A 16,443-nucleotide genomic window follows, 5' to 3' on the forward strand; every position below is an offset into this window, starting at 1 on the left:
TTATCTAATTATACCCCCGCACAAACAGGGATGCAAAGATAAGCAAAAAAAATTGAATATCAATCCTTTTTACCCAAAACTTCTTCAATATAAGAAAAAGTCGTTAACACATCGGGCGTACCCTTGCGGATGGCGACCATATGTTCATAGTGGGCCGACGGCTTGCCGTCCACCGTGCTCACCGTCCATCCATCATCCCAAAACTTAACGCCCGCTTTACCCATGTTAATCATGGGCTCGATACAGATCACCAGTCCCGTTTCCAACTTAGTTCCCGAGCCCCGTTTACCATAATTTGGCACCTCCGGCTTTTCGTGCAATTTAAATCCCACACCATGCCCTACCAGCTCCCTGACAATGCCATATCCATGCTGGCTTACATGTTCTTGTACCGCATAGGCTATATCGCCAACCCGTTTCCCTGATATTGCCTGTTTAATCCCCAATTCAAGGGATTCCAGCGTTACGCGAAGAAGCTGTTTAACATTCCCATTTACTTCCCCAACGGCAAACGTATACGCCGAATCACTAATATAACCGTTCAACTCGACACCGCCATCTACCGATACGATGTCTCCGTCGCGCAACTCATAGTTACCTGGTATTCCGTGTACCACCTGGTCATTCACCGAAATACAGAGCGAATTAGGAAACCCGTTGTAATTCAGGAATGCCGGTCGCCCACCGTGGTCATGGATATACTCATAAGCCCGTTTATCCAACGCCTGCGTTGTCACACCGGGCTTGATTTCTTTGGCTATTTCACCAAGCAACTGCGAAAGTACCGTTGCGGACTTTCGCAGTTGCGTAATATCGTCTTCTGATTTGTAATATACTTTAGACATGCTAAAGATTAAATGACCGATTGGGTAGGTCCGGAAGCGACCTGTGTACGCCCGCGGATACGACCGGTCTTCATCAGTCCATCGTAATGGCGCATTAACAGGTGGCTCTCAATCTGCTGCAGGGTATCCAATACAACCCCAACGAGAATCAGCAATGAAGTACCTCCATAGAAATGGGCAAATTGATTATTCACGCCAAAAAGGCTCGCTATGGCCGGCAGAATGGCTATGATCGCCAAGAAAATCGCGCCCGGAAGTGTTATTTTCGAAATGACACTGTCGATATAAAAATTGGTAGCCTGCCCGGGCTTAACTCCCGGAATAAACCCGCCATTTTTCTTCATATCCTCCGACATCTGCTGCGGATTTACCATAATCGCCGTATAGAAAAATGTAAACGCAATGATCAAAATCCCAAACGTTACGTTGTAAGCTACCGACGTGTAATTGCTTAACGACGTCAGAAAAGACGACTGTAAGTTTGGAAAAAACTGACCAAGGCTCATCGGCACGAACATAATGGCCTGAGCAAAGATAATAGGCATTACCCCAGCAGCGTTCACTTTCAACGGAATGTATTGCCTTACTCCACCGTATTGCTTGTTGCCTACGATTTTCTTCGCATATTGTACCGGTATTTTACGAACACCCTGAACAATAAGAATGGTGAAAATCACGACAAAGAACAATGCGATAAACTCCAACAACAAGGGGATCGGGCCGCCGCCCCCCGTACTCATCCGCGAAAACCACTCAGCAGTGATCCCACTGGGCAACTGTGCGATAATTCCCACCATAATGATCAGTGAAATACCATTTCCAATTCCCTTATCGGTAATCTTCTCCCCAAGCCACATGACAAACAGCGTCCCGGCAGTCAAAACAAAAGCCGACAGGATGGTAAACATCGGATCCGGAATCATCTTCGCGGCACCGTCTATTTGTGTACGTACGTATGCGATAGACTGTACCAGCGTAATGGCCAACGTAAGATAACGCGTAATCTGGTTCATCTTTTTGCGCCCGCTCTCACCTTCTTTCTGCATCTTTTGGAAATAAGGTACTGCTATCCCCAGCAGTTGGACGACAATGGAAGCCGAAATGTAAGGCATCACGCCCAGCGCAAAAATTGCCGAACGGGAAAATGATCCCCCGGCAAACATATCAAGCAAGCCCAACAATCCCTCTTTGGCTTCATGCTGAAGCGCAGCGGGGTTAACGCCCGGCAACACGATATGGCACCCAATACGATAGATCACAAGAAACAAAAGCGTATTCAAAATACGCGTTCTAAGATCGTCGATCTTCCAAATATTGGTCAAGGTTGTGATTAGCTTCTTCATGTATTAAAGTTTTACAATCGAGCCCCCTACTGCTTCAATCGCCTTCTGTGCCGTGGCTGAAAATGCATGGGCTTTTACTTCAATCTTGGATGTCAGCTCTCCTCTACCCAAAATCTTCACCAGATCCTTCTTTGAAACCAATCCATGAGCCTTCAGCACCTCAAAATCTATCGCAGAAAGATTGTACTTCTCTACGAGTCCCTGTAGCACATCCAAGTTGATTCCTACATATTCAATACGATTCAGATTTTTGAAACCGGACTTCGGAACACGTCGTTGCAACGGCATCTGCCCGCCTTCAAAACCGATCTTCGTACTGTGGCCTGAACGCGACTGGGCTCCTTTGTGCCCACGCGTTGAAGTACCTCCGCGGCCGGATCCCGTACCACGGCCTATACGTTTCTTACTCTTTACCGACCCTTCTGCGGGCTTTAGATTACTTAAATTCATCTTACTAAATTGTTATTGGGTTGCACCTTCGCTTTCACTAAACAGGTACAACGATTAAACGTATATTATACTTGTTCTATTGCCACCAAGTGGCTTACCTTACGCACCATACCGATAACGGAAGGTGTTGCTTCCACCTCGATCGTATGATTAATCTTTCGCAACCCCAAGGCTTGAATGGTCCGCTTCTGACGTTCGCTTCGATCGATGATACTCTTAATCTGGGTGATTCTAATCTTTGCCATAATCGTTATCCGTTAAATACTTTGTTCAAATCGACGCCACGTTGCTGGGCAACGGTATACGCATCGCGCATTTTCAGGAGTGCATCAATCGTTGCCTTTACCACGTTATGCGGGTTGGACGATCCCAGGGACTTAGCCAATACGTCGGTTACTCCGGCGCTTTCCAGCACCGCGCGCATCGCACCTCCGGCTAACACACCGGTACCATGTACGGCAGGCTTAATTAATACATTTCCACCCGAATACTTGCCGATCTGCTCGTGAGGAACGGTTCCCTTGATAATCGGCACCTTGATTAAATTCTTCTTTGCGTCGTCAATTCCCTTGGTAATCGCTTCCGTTACTTCCTTGGCCTTACCCAAACCGTAGCCTACCACTCCATTCTCATCACCCACTACCACAATGGCTGAGAAGCTAAATGTACGGCCACCCTTGGTTACCTTAGCCACGCGCTGAATACTTACCAAACGGTCTTTTAATTCAATTTCGCTTGATTTTACTCTCTTTATGTTACTTAATGACATGTTCTCGATGATTAAAAATCCAAACCTGCTTCCCGGGCACCTTCGGCGAGTGATTTCACACGACCGTGGTACAAATACCCATTACGGTCAAAAACTACTTGACTGATTCCTGCTGCCAATGCCTTCTCTGCAATCAGTTTTCCTACAGCCTTGGACTGTTCCACTTTGGTACCCGATGCTGAAAAACCCTTGGCTAAAGACGATGCTGAAACCAACGTTACACCGGTTTGGTCATCAATTACCTGTGCATAGATACCTTTGTTGCTCCTGTATACAGACAAACGTGGGCGCTCCGAAGAACCAGACAGGCGTTTCCTAATCCCTCTTTTTATGCGATCCCTACGCGTTACTTTTGTTCCTGCCATGATGAATTATTTTTTAGCTGCTGATTTACCTGCTTTCCGGCGCAATTGCTCACCAGCAAATTTAATACCTTTTCCTTTATACGGCTCCGGTGCACGTAATGAACGGATCTTTGCCGCCACTTGTCCCAACAACTGCTTATCAATGGACTCCAACGTAATGGTTGGGTTTTTACCTTTTTCCGCAGTGGTAGTCACTTTCACCTCCTTTGGCAGAATCAACACCACCTGGTGAGAAAAACCAAGTGTCAGATCCAACGTGCTTCCCTGTGCATTTGCACGGTATCCTACCCCCACCAATTCCTGAGTGGTCTTATACCCGTCCGTCACACCGACGACCATATTGTTCAGCAGCGAACGATACAAACCATGCAACGCCTTGTGCCGTTTTTGATCTGTGGGGCGCTTTACCAACAACTGTCCGTCTTCCTGCGTTACCGCAATGTCGGTATCCACCTGCTGGGTTAGCTCCCCTTTAGGTCCCTTTACGGTTACCAGATTTTTATCCGACACCGTGATCGTCACCCCTGCAGGTATGGCGATCGGCGCTTTTCCAATTCTTGACATTTCGACTGTTCCTCCTGATTAATATACGTAACACAATACTTCGCCACCGACATTTTGAAGGCGCGCTTCCTTATCGGTCATGATGCCTTTCGAAGTTGAAAGGATGGCGATTCCCAAACCATTCAACACACGTGGCATGTTGTCTACTCCCGCATATTTCCTGAGGCCCGGCTTGCTTATCCGCTTTAACGTGCGGATTGCCGAAACTTTACTGACCGGATTGTACTTCAACGCGATCTTGATAGTACCTTGTACGGTATCATCATCAAACTTGTAATTGGAAATGTACCCCTTATCGAAGAGCACTTTCGTGATCTCCTTCTTGAGGTTCGATGCAGGAATTTCTACAACCCTGTGGTTGGCCTTAATGGCATTCCTTACTCGGGTAAGGTAATCCGCTATTGGATCTGTATTCATCTAAGCTATTTATTTGTGATAACGGTTTCCTATTGCCACCGTGGCGTGCGGACCTGCTATCGGTTAATTAAGTAATTGAAATCTTACCAGGAGGCTTTTTTAACCCCCGGAATCTTGCCGGCTAGCGCCATTTCGCGGAAAGTTACCCGTGAAATACCAAATTGGCGCATGTAACCCTTGGGGCGTCCAGTTAGTTTGCAGCGATTGTGCAAACGTACGGGCGAAGCATTCTTAGGCAACTTGTCAAGTGCTACATAATCTCCGGCTTCCTTCAAAGCGGCACGCTTCTCAGCATACTTTGCCACCAATTTAGCACGTTTGATCTCCCGTGCTTTAATTCCTTCTTTAGCCATTTGCTGTCGTATTTTGATTTTTGAATGGTAACCCAAACTGCTTCAACAACTCCAATGCTTCCACATCGGTCTTCGCACTGGTTACAAAGGTAATATCCATTCCTTGAATTTTATTGATTTTGTCAATATCAATCTCCGGGAAAATAATTTGTTCGGTAATACCCAAGGTATAATTACCCCTACCGTCAAAACCCTTGTCATTGATACCGCGGAAATCACGGATACGGGGCAGTGCTACCGCCACCAATCGATCCAGAAACTCATACATTTTACTGTCACGAAGGGTTACACGCACGCCAATAGGCATTCCTTTACGGAGTTTGAAATTGGATACGTCCTTTTTCGAACGGGTTGCTACGGCCTTCTGACCGGTGATCAACGTCATTTCGCTAATGGCGTTGTCAATTAACTTCTTGTCCGCAGTAGCAGCACCGATTCCCTGGCTCACCGCAATCTTCTCCAGCTTCGGAACCTGCATAACGCTCTTATACTGAAACTTTTCCTTCAGTGCCGTACGGATCTCGTCCTTATACTTCGTCTTTAATCTTGGTATATATGTCATTAGTCAATCACCTCCCCTGATTTTTTCGCTACGCGAACAATTTTTTTCTTGCCGTTCTCTTCAACCACTTTGCGCCCTACGCGTGTAGGTTTCCCTCCCTTGGGATCGATCAAAGCCAGGTTAGAAATGTGAATAGGAGCTTCCTTTTCAAGGATTCCGCCGTTAGGGTTAGCTGCACTGGGCTTGGTATGCTTCTTTACCACATTCACTCCTTCCACGATCGCCCTGTTTTCGGCTCTCAATACCTCCAACACTTTTCCCTGAGTTCCTTTGGAATTGCCGGAAAGAACCTTTACCAAATCTCCCGTACGGATTTTAATCTTATGTGTCGATGTCTTTGTCTGTCCCATGATTACAATACCTCCGGTGCTAATGATACAATTTTCATGAACTGCTTCTCACGCAATTCCCGTGCAACCGGGCCAAAGATACGTGTACCGCGGGGTTCATCCTGATTATTCAACAATACTGCAGCATTGTCGTCGAAACGGATATAAGAACCATCCTTACGGCGGATTTCTTTTTTCGTTCTTACAACCACTGCTTTGGAAACCGTTCCTTTTTTGATGTTTCCTGCGGGCAATGCACTTTTCACGGTGACAACGACCTTATCTCCGATCGATGCATAACGCTTACCGGTACCGCCTAATACGCGAATCACTAATACTTCCTTAGCTCCGCTATTGTCGGCCACATTGAGTCTTGATTCCTGCTGTACCATGTTACTTAGCCCTTTCTAAAATTTCTACTAAACGCCAGTTCTTGGTCTTGCTCAGCGGACGTGTTTCCATGATCAACACCGTATCGCCGATACCGCAGGTGTTGGCTTCGTCATGAGCCTTGAATTTGGTAGTTTTCTTCACAAACTTACCATAAATGGGGTGCTTTACTTTACGTTCAACAGCTACCACAATGGATTTGTCCATTTTGTTACTCACTACCAAGCCGATTCTTGTTTTTCTTAACTTTCTTTCCATTTCGACTTTGATTTTTATGCCTCAGCGGCTGTTTCGTTTGCTTCGCTTGCTGCCTTTTCGGCATGCTTGCGCTTAGTCAACTCCGTTAGTAGGCGCGCAATGGTTTTGCGCGTATACCGAATCCGGTTCGGATTCTCAATGGCTGAAACAGCATGTGCAAATTTCAATTTCGTGAGGGCAGCCTTCTCTTCAGCGATCCGGGCCACTAAGTCCTCCGTTGATAATTCTACGATTTCTGAATTTTTCATTTCTATTACTATTATACTGGATGCCTATCATCAGCGTACTTCCCTGGTTCTCTCCCCATGGCGGCTTGCCGGTAACGGCGGCAAACCAATGATAAGCAGCGCCAGCGGCGTTTATGCTTGTTCGTAATCTCTACGAATCACAAACTTCGTTTGTACAGGCAGCTTCTGAGCGGCAAGACGCAAGGCTTCCTTGGCCACTTCCAAAGGTACGCCTTCTGCTTCAAACAGCATACGTCCCGGACGCACCACAGCTACCCAGTATTCGGGCGCTCCCTTACCTTTACCCATCCGCACCTCAGCAGGCTTCTTTGTTACCGGCTTATCCGGAAATACGCGGATCCACACTTGCCCCTCACGTTTCATATAGCGGGTCACTGCAATACGGGCCGCCTCTATCTGGCGACTGGTAATCCATGCCGGCTCCATCGATTTGATACCGAATGAACCGAATGCCAACTCTGCCCCACGGGTAGCGTTGCCTTTCATCCGGCCCTTCTGCATCTTTCTGAACTTTGTTCTTTTTGGCTGTAACATGTTCGTATCTTATAAAATTCCCAAACTGGGACTGATTGTTAAACTACCTATTTCCTCCACGGTTGTGTCCATGACCACCACCGCCACGGTTTTGTCCATGACCGCCACCACGGTTTTGCCCATGACCACCCCGACGTTGGTCGCCTCCGCGGCGATCGCCTCCTCTGCGGTCATTCGGACCTCCTCCGCGACGACCTTCTCCACGGAAATCTCCTGCGGCACCGCCTTCGTTCCTGGTTTTCAAACCAGATGTTTGGCCAACGTTAGGTGATAAGTCACGCTTGCCGTATACTTCACCTTTACAGATCCACACTTTCACACCGATCTTGCCGTATGTGGTCAATGCTTCGACCAACGCATAATCGATATCTGCGCGGAACGTATGCAGCGGTATGCGTCCATCTTTATACTGCTCGGTACGCGCCATTTCGGCACCGCCCAATCGGCCTGAACACATAATCTTGATACCTTCCGCACCCATGCGCATGGTGGAAGCGATGGCTGTCTTCATGGCACGGCGGAATGAGATCCGAGCCTCAAGCTGCTTGGCAACCCCTTCTGCCACTAAGTGAGCTTCGAGTTCTGGACGCTTGATCTCAAATATGTTGATCTGAACATCTTTCTTGGTCAGTTTCTTCAACTCTTCTTTGATCTTGTCCACTTCCTGACCACCCTTACCGATGACAATACCCGGACGTGCCGTATGAATCGTTACGGTAATGCGCTTCAATGTACGCTCAATAACAACCTTGGCTACGCCACCCTTAGCGATACGAGCAGACAGGTATTTCCTGATCTTTTCGTCCTCCACTAATTTATCGGAATAGTTCTTGCCTCCGAACCAATTGGAATCCCAACCTTTGATGATTCCTAATCTGTTACCTATTGGATTTGCTTTTTGTCCCATTACTGATAAATTAGTTTTGTGCTACGTTGTTTTTGCTACTATCTACCACCAACGTCACGTGGTTCGAGCGCTTACGGATCCGGTATCCGCGCCCTTGTGGAGCTGGGCGCAACCGCTTCAACTGACGTCCGCCATCCACAAATACTTCTTTGACAAACAGTCCGCTTTCTTCAACCGACTTATCCTCGTTTTTTGCTTCCCAATTCTTGATTGCGGACAACAATAACTTTTCTACACGGATAGCCGCTTCCTTATTGGTATGTTTCAGAATGAACAGGGCGTTTTCCACCTTTTCACCACGGATCAAATCCACTACCAAACGCATTTTACGAGGTGAAGTAGGACAGTTAATTAATTTGGCAGTAGAAGCTCCTCCTACCTGAGCTTTTTCCTGCTCTTTGCGCTGCTTTATACTAACAGACTTCTTTAGTTTTCGTGTTGCTTCCATTGCCTAATTATTTTTTCTTTTCTGCGTGGCCCCTGAATGTACGCGTAGGCGCAAATTCACCAAGTTTATGACCAACCATGTTTTCCGTTACGTATACCGGAATAAATTTGTTTCCGTTATGTACTGCGAAGGTATGGCCAACGAAATCAGGGGAAATCATCGACCGGCGTGACCAAGTCTTGATAACCGATTTCTTGTTTGTTTCATTCATAGAAAGAACCTTTCTTTCTAAGTTGTGGTCGATATAAGGACCTTTTTTAATTGAACGAGCCATTATTTCTTCCTTCCCTCAATGATGTAACGATTCGATGTTTTCTTTTTACTACGAGTTTTGTACCCTTTGGCCAACAACCCTTTACGTGAGCGTGGGTGACCTCCGGATGCACGGCCTTCACCACCACCCATCGGGTGATCTACCGGGTTCATCGCTACACCACGTACGCGCGGACGACGACCCAAGTGACGTTTTCTGCCCGCTTTACCCAATACTTCATTCGCTTTTTCGGCATTGGATACCGAACCGATGGTCGCCAAGCAAGTAGCTAGAATCAGGCGGCTTTCACCGGAAGGTAATTTAATGATGGCATATTTACCATCACGCGCCGAAAGCTGAGCATAGGTACCTGCACTGCGTGCAATGGAACCACCCTGTCCCGGATTCAACTCAATGTTGTGAATGATTGAACCCAACGGGATGTTCTGCAAAGGCAGGGTGTTGCCGATCTCGGGAGCCACCGCTTCGCCTGATACGATGGTTTGTCCTACTTTCAATCCTTCCGGTGCCAGGATGTACCGCTTTTCACCGTCTACATAATGCAACAACGCAATGCGCGCTGTCCGGTTGGGATCGTACTCTATCGTGGCAACTTTTGCGGGGATATCTTTTTTGTCGCGTTTAAAATCAATCAATCGGTATGCCTTTTTGTGGCCCCCACCGAGGTAACGCATAGTCATTTTACCGGAATTATTCCTACCGCCTGACTTCTTGATCTTCACGACCAACGACTTTTCCGGAACGTTGGTGGTGACATCTGAATAGTCACCTCCTACGCGGAAGCGAGTACCAGGGGTAACCGGTTTAAATCTTTTAACTGCCATCTCTTATTATATAGTACTGTAAAAGTCAATCGTTTCGCCATCTTTAATGGTAATGACGGCCTTCTTGTATTTGGTTGTCCTACCGGAAACAAACCCTGCTTTGGTATAGCGGCTTTTTGCTTTGCCGGATACCACCATGGTATTTACAGCCAGCACGGTCACACCGAACATCTGCTCCACAGCTTGCTTGATCTGTATCTTATTGGCTCTGTGGTCTACTTTGAAAGCATAGCGGTTCAGCTTTTCCGTAAGCAACGACGCTTTCTCTGTCAAGACCGGTTTTTTGATAATTTCCATATTACTTGGCAAATGCCTCCTCCAATGTTTTAACGGAAGCCGTCGTCAACAAAAGCTTACCTGCATTCAATACATCATAGGTATTCAATTCACTGGCAGCGATTACTTTCGCTTTCTTCAGATTCCTGCTTGATAAATAAACGTTGTTATCTTGAGCGGATAAAACCAATAAGGTTTTTTCATTGGCTATATTCAGGCTGTTTACCAAGTTCACGTAATTCTTGGTTTTGACGGACTCAAAGTTCACCTCATCCAATACCACGATGTTATTTTCTTGGGCTTTGTAGCTCAATGCCGATTTACGCGCCAACGCTTTCAATTTCTTGTTCAATTTAAAGCTGTAGTCACGCGGTTGCGGCCCGAAGATACGGCCACCACCGTTGAACAGCGGCGATTTTATGCTGCCTGCACGGGCACCGCCGGTTCCTTTTTGTTTGTGCAGTTTACGGGTTGAACCGGCGATCTCATTCCGTTGCTTGGATTTATGTGTACCCTGACGCTGATTGGCAAGGTATTGCTTCACGTCCAAGTAAATCGCATGATCATTGGGTTCTACTCCGAATATCGCTTCAGGAAGTTGCACCTTGGCACCTGTTTCTTTACCTGATATGTTTAAAACGTTAACTTCCATCTCCTTATTTATCTACGATTACGTACGAACCCTTAGCCCCAGGGATGGAACCACTGACCACGATCAGGTTTTGCTCTTCGTAAACTTTCAGCACCTGCAGGTTCTGAACTTTCACGCGATCGCCCCCTGTACGGCCAGCCATCCGTGTCCCTTTAAATACACGCGAAGGCCATGACGAAGCACCCAAGGAACCCGGCGCACGCAAGCGGTTGTGCTGTCCGTGGGTGGCTCCACCCACGCCACCGAACCCGTGACGCTTCATAACACCTTGGAAACCTTTTCCTTTTGAAGTACCGACGACATCGATATAGTCGCCTTCTTCAAAAATGGAAACTGTTACCACATCACCGAGCTGCTTTTCGTCGGGAAAGGTTTTAAATTCTATCAATTTACGCTTAGGCGTTGTCTTCGCATTAGCGAAGTGCCCTTTCAAAGAGGCCGAAGTGTTCTTTTCCCTAGCTTCATCAAAAGCCAGCTGAACAGCGGAATAGCCATCTTTTTCCTCCGTGCGTATCTGCGTTACCACGCACGGGCCAGCTTCAATTACCGTACAGGGAATATTTTTCCCGTCGGCATCGAAAATGCTGGTCATTCCTACTTTTTTACCAATAATTCCTGACATGTTTTTATTATTCTATTAACGTCCATCGAAGCAGTAGGGCTTCGCTCAAGACATACCATCCCCTCAAAAGGGACGGCAAAGATAGAAAACTTACTTTAAGTATCAAACACTTAGTGAATTATTTTTTTATTTCCATATCCGTTTCCCATTTACGCTTCCCTCTCCCTCTTCCGTGCCGCCCTTATGATTGCGTTTTTCCCGATGGTTTCCCGATAGTTTCTCCTTGAAGCGTCGTCTTTGGGCATTACCGTAGTATGGTGGGATATCACAAGGATATCCCACGGATAGGGCGTACCAACCACTATTTTTCCAACAGCTTTTTATACCGCATCAACGCTTCTATATAATAGTAATCTGCATAGGTAAGCGGCACGTCGATTTCGCCACCATGGGGAATGGACCCTACGCTGTGTTGCAGGATGAAGCCTCCATTGGTTCCAATAGCAGCCTTATAGGGCGCGGAAGATAGACTTTCCAGCATGCGTTCGGCCTTGGATAAGTAGTTGGCACTTTCCTCACCCTCGGCATATGTGCTTAACTCGATCAGGGCTGATGCGAGTATCGAAGCGGTGGAAGCATCGCGGTAGGTTTTATACTTAGCCGCATACGGGTTGTCTGCCGGAAGATCCGGCGCATTGAAATCCCAATAAGGAACTAAATCATCCGGCATATTGGGATGATTCAGAATAAACGAAGCTATATTTTTGGCAAAATCAAGGTACGTTTCATCACCTGTCTCCCGGTACATCATCACATATCCATACAGTCCCCAAGCCTGTCCACGTGCCCAAGCAGATTCATCGTAAGCTCCCTGAGCTGTTTTTTTCGCCACAATGCTGCCATCCTCCGGATTATAATCGACTACATGGTACGAGCTATAATCGGGGCGATAGTGGTTTTTGATGGTGGTATTGGCATGGGTAACCGCGATATCACGGTATTTCGTATCTCCGCTAAGCTTGGAGGCCTGTGTCAGGAACTCCAAGTTCATCATGTTGTCAATAATCACCGGGTAGGTCCATCCTTCCCACGAACGAATCGCCTTGACCGTGGGGTTGTATCGGCTGATTAAGGATGCTGCACCCGTAAGCAGTATTTCTTTATAAGCCGCTGTATCGCCGGTGAGCCGCAATGCATTGCCAAAGCTGCAATACAGCATGAAGCCCAAGTCGTGCGTACCCTTGTTGTACTTTTCCTTTTCCAGGATCGTCAGCTTATCCTTCGCCAATTGTAATAACTGCTCGTCGCCGGAATATTCATAGAGGTATAATAACGAACCCGGATAAAAGCCGGATGTCCACCACTCAGTAGCGGAACTCACGCTGCTATCGCCCTGAAAGGTACGCGGCAATTGGTCGGCAGGAACACTGTCGGCCAGCACCTTGATCTGGGCTACCGCATCGTCCAATTGCGCATTGATAAACTCGAGGCTCAATTGCCTGTCATTGTCTTGATCAACGGACCGATTTTGGCACGCGGAAATCAGCAGCAGCATACACCAGCCTATAGGCTGAAAAAAGTTTGGGAAGGGTCTTATCATAATTCATTTGCTAAGTTTACCGTCCCAAAATTAGGTTTTTGAAACGATATGTGCAAACGTTTGCTAAACGATTACTTCTCCCAATGTGATCGGCCCTCCCATCCGGACTGACTGCTGTGCCGCCACCGCAATCCGGGCGGCTTTTAACCCGTCTTCGCCGCTCACCGGTAGTTCGTGGCCGCCCTTTACTGCTTTGACAAACGCTTGCATTTCCGTGAGGTAGGATGCCGTATACCGCTCCATAAAAAAATGCAAGGGTAGTGACGACTGTGCACCATGCGCGTGATAATACACATGGTTATCCGGTTTGTTGTTGTCAACCAGCGCCATCCCTTTGGAACCAAAGACCTCCAACCGCTGATCATAGCCGTACGCAGCCTGTCGGCTATTATCGATCACAGCCATGGAACCGTCTTCAAAGGTAAGCGTCACCACCGCAGTGTCAATATCGCCCGCCGCTGCCACCACGCCCCCAGTAAGCGTCGCCGCAGCGGCATATACTTGCACCACCTCCTTGTTCATAATATACCGAGCCATATCGAAATCATGGATAGACATATCCATAAACAATCCGCCGGAGTGCTGCAGGTAGGTTAACGAGGGTGGCGCTGGGTCCCGGCTCGTGATTTTCACCACGTGAACGTCCCCGATTTTACCTTCGCCAACCAGCGAGCGTAATTTCATAAAATTCGCATCGAAACGCCGATTGAAACCCAACATCAGCTTAATACCCTGTTGCTGTACAACCGCCAGCGTCTGCTGAATACGCGTGAGTGAAAGGTCGAGCGGCTTTTCACAGAATACATGTTTGCCCGCGCGGGCGCACTGCTCCACGTAATCGGCATGGGTATCGGTAGGCGAGCAGATAACTACTGCCTCGATCTCTGGGTGATTGATGACTTGATCGGCCTGGGCAAACTGAACATGTGCTGGCAGCGCGTCGTTGCGTACATCCGCGACCATTACCACTTCAGCTTCTGTTATTTGCTGAGTTATGTTATTGTAATGTATTGTGCCTATCCTTCCGAGGCCGATGATACCGATTTTAAGTTGCATATGTTTATATTCCCAAATGTTCCAGATAAATTCTGTTGTTGCGTGCACACACCTTGGGTGTACCCATGCCCGGAAGCACGTCTTGCTCCACAACGATCCATCCTTGGTAATCTGTATTTTTTAGCACCTCCAGCACACCCGCAAAATCAACGCTGCCTTTCCCTAGCTCGCAGAATACGCCCTGGCGGACCGACTCAAAATAATCCCACCCTTTCCTGCGTGACTGTATCCCTACCTGCGGATCGTAATCTTTGAAATGGACGTGCCAAATCCGATCCCGGTATTTCGCAATCCCAGCCAGTGGATCCCCACCTCCAAATGCGTAATGTCCGGTATCAAAACACAGTCCGAGTAGTTCCGGATCGGTGAGGGAAAGCAGCTTATCTAACTCCTCGGGCGTCTCCACGTAACCTGCGCAGTGATGATGGAACACCGTGCGCATCCCGTGGCGATCGCGGACGGCTTTGGCAACAGCCATTGCACCGCGCGCGAATGCGCGCCAACGCGCTTCGTCAAGGCCCATGTTTGGCGAGATACGCCCGGCATGGCTAGTCCGCTCCGCCACTGTACCGTTATCATCGGCCAAAACGATAACTGCTTCGGGGTATCCGGCGTCTTTCAGCAATCCAGCCACGCGCAACGCGCTGGTAATTCCTTCCGCATGTGCCGCTTCCTCAGCCAGCGCAACCGGCACAAAAGCGCCGATCAGATCCAGCCCCTGTCTGCCGACCACGGCACGCAATGCCGCAGGTTCCGTAGGCATGAAGCCCCAGTCTCCCAGTTCGGTGCCTACATAACCGGTTTCCCGGATTTCCTGCAAGACCTGAAGGTGATCCGGAGCGGCAGCACCCAGGTCAAATTCCAGTGCCCCCCACGAGCACGGCGCATTGGCGATCTTTATTGTGTCCATGTTGCTCATTGTGTCCATGTTGCTCAGAATTTTCGCGACCACTCTTTGGGCCACCGTTCAATAACCACTTTGGTTTGTGTAAAAAACTCAATGGCATGGCGACCCTGTCCATGTAGATCCCCAAAGAAACTATCGTTCCAGCCGCTGAAGGGGAACTGTGCCATCGGCGCGGCGACACCGATATTGATGCCGATGTTGCCTGCATTTGCTTCGCTTCGGAATTTCCGTGCACTGGCACCACTGCCGGTAAACAGGCAGGCCATATTGCCGTAGGCATTGCGGTTGATGAAGGCCACCGCCTCTTCCACCGTTGCCAAGTTAATTAAGCTCATAACCGGACCGAATATTTCGGTCCGGATAAGCTGCCCATCCAGCGGCACATCGGTGAGGATGGTAGGCTGGATGAAATTACCCTGCTCAAAACCCTCGATGGCAGCCCCTCTCCCGTCCAATAATACCGTCGCACCTTCCTGCGTACCCTGCTCAATCAGGTGCTCAATCCGCGTCTTGCTCTCCTTCGTGATCACTGGCCCCATCTCTACCCCCTCCGTCAGACCGTAGCCGGTTTTCCGGCTTTTTGCTGCTTCATACAGCGCGTCCTTAATCTGTCCCCGTTGGTCGCCTACCAAAACAATATTTGACGCCGCCAAGCAACGCTGCCCCGCACATCCGTATACACTATCGGCGATGATCCGGGAAGTTGTCTCCAAATCCGCATCGGGCAGTACGACGACCGGATTCTTGGCACCGCCCTGTGCCTGCACGCGTTTGCCATGCTGTGCCGCTTTCGCGTAGATATACCGGGCGATTTGCGTAGAGCCAACAAAGCTGATCGCCTTGATCCCTGGATGTTCCAATAGCGCATCGACGGTCTCCTTCCCCCCATGCACGAGACTGACCACGCCGGCAGGCAAACCGATACGGTCAATCAGTCCCATCACTTTCTGCATGGTCAACGGTACTTTTTCCGACGGCTTGATGAGGAAGGTATTGCCGCATGCAATTGCATAAGGTAAAAACCAAAAGGGAATCATCCCCGGAAAGTTAAACGGCGCAATGCATGCGCAGACGCCCACCGGCTGCCGGATGACAAACTCGTCGATGCCCCGTGTGATATTTTCCGAAAATTCGCTTTGCATTAATAAGGGCGCGGCACAGGCGGTCTCCACGTTCTCAATAGCACGTTGCAGCTCGCCGACCGATTCGGCCCTCGTCTTACCGCATTCGTTGGTGATGGTTTCCGCCAGCTCTTCCAAATGTTCTTCCAACAATGCCTTGAGGCGGTATAAAGGCTGCACACGTTGCATCACAGGCACCTCTGCCCATGCCGCGGCCGCTCTCGCTGCCGCTGCGACGGCCGCATCGACATCCTCGACCGTACCTCCGCCGTAGGGTACACGCGCCATGCATTGCTGCGTGGCGGGGTTAATTACGTCAATGGCCTGCCGCTCGTTACTGGCACGCCATCCGCCATCGATATAATTCTGTAGTAATTCCATGCATTTAG

General features: G+C 48.6%; 26 protein-coding genes. All 26 read right to left on the bottom strand.

What is annotated here, in order from left to right; genetic code table 11:
• Positions 1 to 59: 59 nt before the first annotated feature.
• Complete coding sequence (map, locus tag BMZ56_RS16970; protein WP_090628710.1) at positions 60 to 845, bottom strand: type I methionyl aminopeptidase; 786 nt, start codon at positions 843 to 845, stop codon at positions 60 to 62.
• A gap of 8 nt (positions 846 to 853) precedes the next feature.
• The gene (secY, locus tag BMZ56_RS16975; protein ID WP_090628711.1) at positions 854 to 2,188 is read right to left on the bottom strand and encodes a preprotein translocase subunit SecY; all 1,335 of its coding nucleotides are present in this window, start codon (positions 2,186 to 2,188) and stop codon (positions 854 to 856) included.
• Between the two features lie 3 nt (positions 2,189 to 2,191).
• Entirely contained in the window at positions 2,192 to 2,638 is a 447-nt protein-coding gene (gene rplO, locus BMZ56_RS16980; RefSeq protein ID WP_090628713.1) for a 50S ribosomal protein L15, read from the bottom strand.
• A gap of 65 nt (positions 2,639 to 2,703) precedes the next feature.
• On the bottom strand, positions 2,704 to 2,883 hold the full coding sequence (gene rpmD, locus BMZ56_RS16985) for a 50S ribosomal protein L30 (protein WP_090628714.1): 180 nt from the start codon (positions 2,881 to 2,883) through the stop codon (positions 2,704 to 2,706).
• Between the two features lie 5 nt (positions 2,884 to 2,888).
• A complete protein-coding gene (gene rpsE, locus BMZ56_RS16990) occupies positions 2,889 to 3,407 on the bottom strand; it encodes a 30S ribosomal protein S5 (protein WP_090628716.1) in 519 nt (172 codons plus the stop codon).
• A gap of 11 nt (positions 3,408 to 3,418) precedes the next feature.
• Positions 3,419 to 3,772, bottom strand: coding sequence for a 50S ribosomal protein L18 (gene rplR / locus BMZ56_RS16995; RefSeq protein WP_090628717.1), 354 nt, complete (start codon positions 3,770 to 3,772; stop codon positions 3,419 to 3,421).
• 6 nt (positions 3,773 to 3,778) lie between these two features.
• Positions 3,779 to 4,336 carry a 50S ribosomal protein L6 gene (rplF, locus tag BMZ56_RS17000; protein ID WP_090628719.1) on the bottom strand — a complete coding sequence of 186 codons (558 nt, stop codon included), beginning with the start codon at positions 4,334 to 4,336 and terminating at the stop codon, positions 3,779 to 3,781.
• An 18-nt stretch (positions 4,337 to 4,354) separates the two neighbouring features.
• The gene (gene rpsH, locus BMZ56_RS17005) at positions 4,355 to 4,753 is read right to left on the bottom strand and encodes a 30S ribosomal protein S8 (RefSeq protein ID WP_090628720.1); all 399 of its coding nucleotides are present in this window, start codon (positions 4,751 to 4,753) and stop codon (positions 4,355 to 4,357) included.
• An 83-nt stretch (positions 4,754 to 4,836) separates the two neighbouring features.
• Positions 4,837 to 5,106, bottom strand: a complete 270-nt coding sequence (rpsN, locus tag BMZ56_RS17010; protein WP_090628722.1) for a 30S ribosomal protein S14 — start codon at positions 5,104 to 5,106, stop codon at positions 4,837 to 4,839.
• Positions 5,099 to 5,668, bottom strand: coding sequence for a 50S ribosomal protein L5 (gene rplE, locus BMZ56_RS17015; RefSeq protein ID WP_090628723.1), 570 nt, complete (start codon positions 5,666 to 5,668; stop codon positions 5,099 to 5,101). Before rplE ends, rpsN begins: the two co-directional genes overlap by 8 nt.
• On the bottom strand, positions 5,668 to 6,018 hold the full coding sequence (gene rplX / locus BMZ56_RS17020) for a 50S ribosomal protein L24 (protein ID WP_090628725.1): 351 nt from the start codon (positions 6,016 to 6,018) through the stop codon (positions 5,668 to 5,670). The genes rplE and rplX overlap by 1 nt, the downstream gene beginning before the upstream one ends.
• Before the next feature lie 2 nt (positions 6,019 to 6,020).
• Complete coding sequence (gene rplN, locus BMZ56_RS17025; RefSeq protein ID WP_090628726.1) at positions 6,021 to 6,389, bottom strand: 50S ribosomal protein L14; 369 nt, start codon at positions 6,387 to 6,389, stop codon at positions 6,021 to 6,023.
• A gap of 1 nt (position 6,390) precedes the next feature.
• Positions 6,391 to 6,645 carry a 30S ribosomal protein S17 gene (gene rpsQ / locus BMZ56_RS17030; protein ID WP_090628728.1) on the bottom strand — a complete coding sequence of 85 codons (255 nt, stop codon included), beginning with the start codon at positions 6,643 to 6,645 and terminating at the stop codon, positions 6,391 to 6,393.
• A gap of 14 nt (positions 6,646 to 6,659) precedes the next feature.
• A complete protein-coding gene (gene rpmC / locus BMZ56_RS17035) occupies positions 6,660 to 6,893 on the bottom strand; it encodes a 50S ribosomal protein L29 (RefSeq protein WP_090628729.1) in 234 nt (77 codons plus the stop codon).
• 111 nt (positions 6,894 to 7,004) lie between these two features.
• The gene (gene rplP / locus BMZ56_RS17040) at positions 7,005 to 7,427 is read right to left on the bottom strand and encodes a 50S ribosomal protein L16 (RefSeq protein WP_090628731.1); all 423 of its coding nucleotides are present in this window, start codon (positions 7,425 to 7,427) and stop codon (positions 7,005 to 7,007) included.
• A gap of 43 nt (positions 7,428 to 7,470) precedes the next feature.
• Complete coding sequence (gene rpsC, locus BMZ56_RS17045) at positions 7,471 to 8,334, bottom strand: 30S ribosomal protein S3 (RefSeq protein ID WP_090628732.1); 864 nt, start codon at positions 8,332 to 8,334, stop codon at positions 7,471 to 7,473.
• A 10-nt stretch (positions 8,335 to 8,344) separates the two neighbouring features.
• Positions 8,345 to 8,782, bottom strand: coding sequence for a 50S ribosomal protein L22 (rplV, locus tag BMZ56_RS17050; RefSeq protein WP_090628734.1), 438 nt, complete (start codon positions 8,780 to 8,782; stop codon positions 8,345 to 8,347).
• Positions 8,783 to 8,789: 7 nt separating this feature from the next.
• A complete protein-coding gene (gene rpsS / locus BMZ56_RS17055; protein ID WP_002997495.1) occupies positions 8,790 to 9,056 on the bottom strand; it encodes a 30S ribosomal protein S19 in 267 nt (88 codons plus the stop codon).
• Complete coding sequence (gene rplB, locus BMZ56_RS17060; protein WP_090628735.1) at positions 9,056 to 9,880, bottom strand: 50S ribosomal protein L2; 825 nt, start codon at positions 9,878 to 9,880, stop codon at positions 9,056 to 9,058. The genes rpsS and rplB overlap by 1 nt, the downstream gene beginning before the upstream one ends.
• Positions 9,881 to 9,886: 6 nt before the next feature.
• Positions 9,887 to 10,177: a 50S ribosomal protein L23 gene (gene rplW / locus BMZ56_RS17065; RefSeq protein WP_090628736.1), complete on the bottom strand. Its 291-nt coding sequence runs from the start codon at positions 10,175 to 10,177 to the stop codon at positions 9,887 to 9,889.
• 1 nt (position 10,178) lies between these two features.
• Positions 10,179 to 10,808, bottom strand: a complete 630-nt coding sequence (gene rplD, locus BMZ56_RS17070; protein WP_090628738.1) for a 50S ribosomal protein L4 — start codon at positions 10,806 to 10,808, stop codon at positions 10,179 to 10,181.
• Between the two features lie 4 nt (positions 10,809 to 10,812).
• Positions 10,813 to 11,430 carry a 50S ribosomal protein L3 gene (gene rplC / locus BMZ56_RS17075; RefSeq protein ID WP_090628740.1) on the bottom strand — a complete coding sequence of 206 codons (618 nt, stop codon included), beginning with the start codon at positions 11,428 to 11,430 and terminating at the stop codon, positions 10,813 to 10,815.
• Between the two features lie 301 nt (positions 11,431 to 11,731).
• Positions 11,732 to 12,970, bottom strand: a complete 1,239-nt coding sequence (locus tag BMZ56_RS17080) for a glycoside hydrolase family 88 protein (RefSeq protein WP_245893273.1) — start codon at positions 12,968 to 12,970, stop codon at positions 11,732 to 11,734.
• A gap of 63 nt (positions 12,971 to 13,033) precedes the next feature.
• Positions 13,034 to 14,026: an inositol 2-dehydrogenase gene (gene iolG / locus BMZ56_RS17085; RefSeq protein ID WP_090628743.1), complete on the bottom strand. Its 993-nt coding sequence runs from the start codon at positions 14,024 to 14,026 to the stop codon at positions 13,034 to 13,036.
• A gap of 4 nt (positions 14,027 to 14,030) precedes the next feature.
• On the bottom strand, positions 14,031 to 14,936 hold the full coding sequence (locus tag BMZ56_RS17090; protein WP_090628884.1) for a TIM barrel protein: 906 nt from the start codon (positions 14,934 to 14,936) through the stop codon (positions 14,031 to 14,033).
• A 23-nt stretch (positions 14,937 to 14,959) separates the two neighbouring features.
• Positions 14,960 to 16,435 (bottom strand): CoA-acylating methylmalonate-semialdehyde dehydrogenase, encoded by a 1,476-nt coding sequence (locus tag BMZ56_RS17095; RefSeq protein WP_090628745.1) that lies wholly within the window; start codon positions 16,433 to 16,435, stop codon positions 14,960 to 14,962.
• Positions 16,436 to 16,443: the final 8 nt, after the last annotated feature.

The organism is Parapedobacter indicus, assembly GCF_900113765.1.
Lineage (GTDB): Bacteria > Bacteroidota > Bacteroidia > Sphingobacteriales > Sphingobacteriaceae > Parapedobacter > Parapedobacter indicus.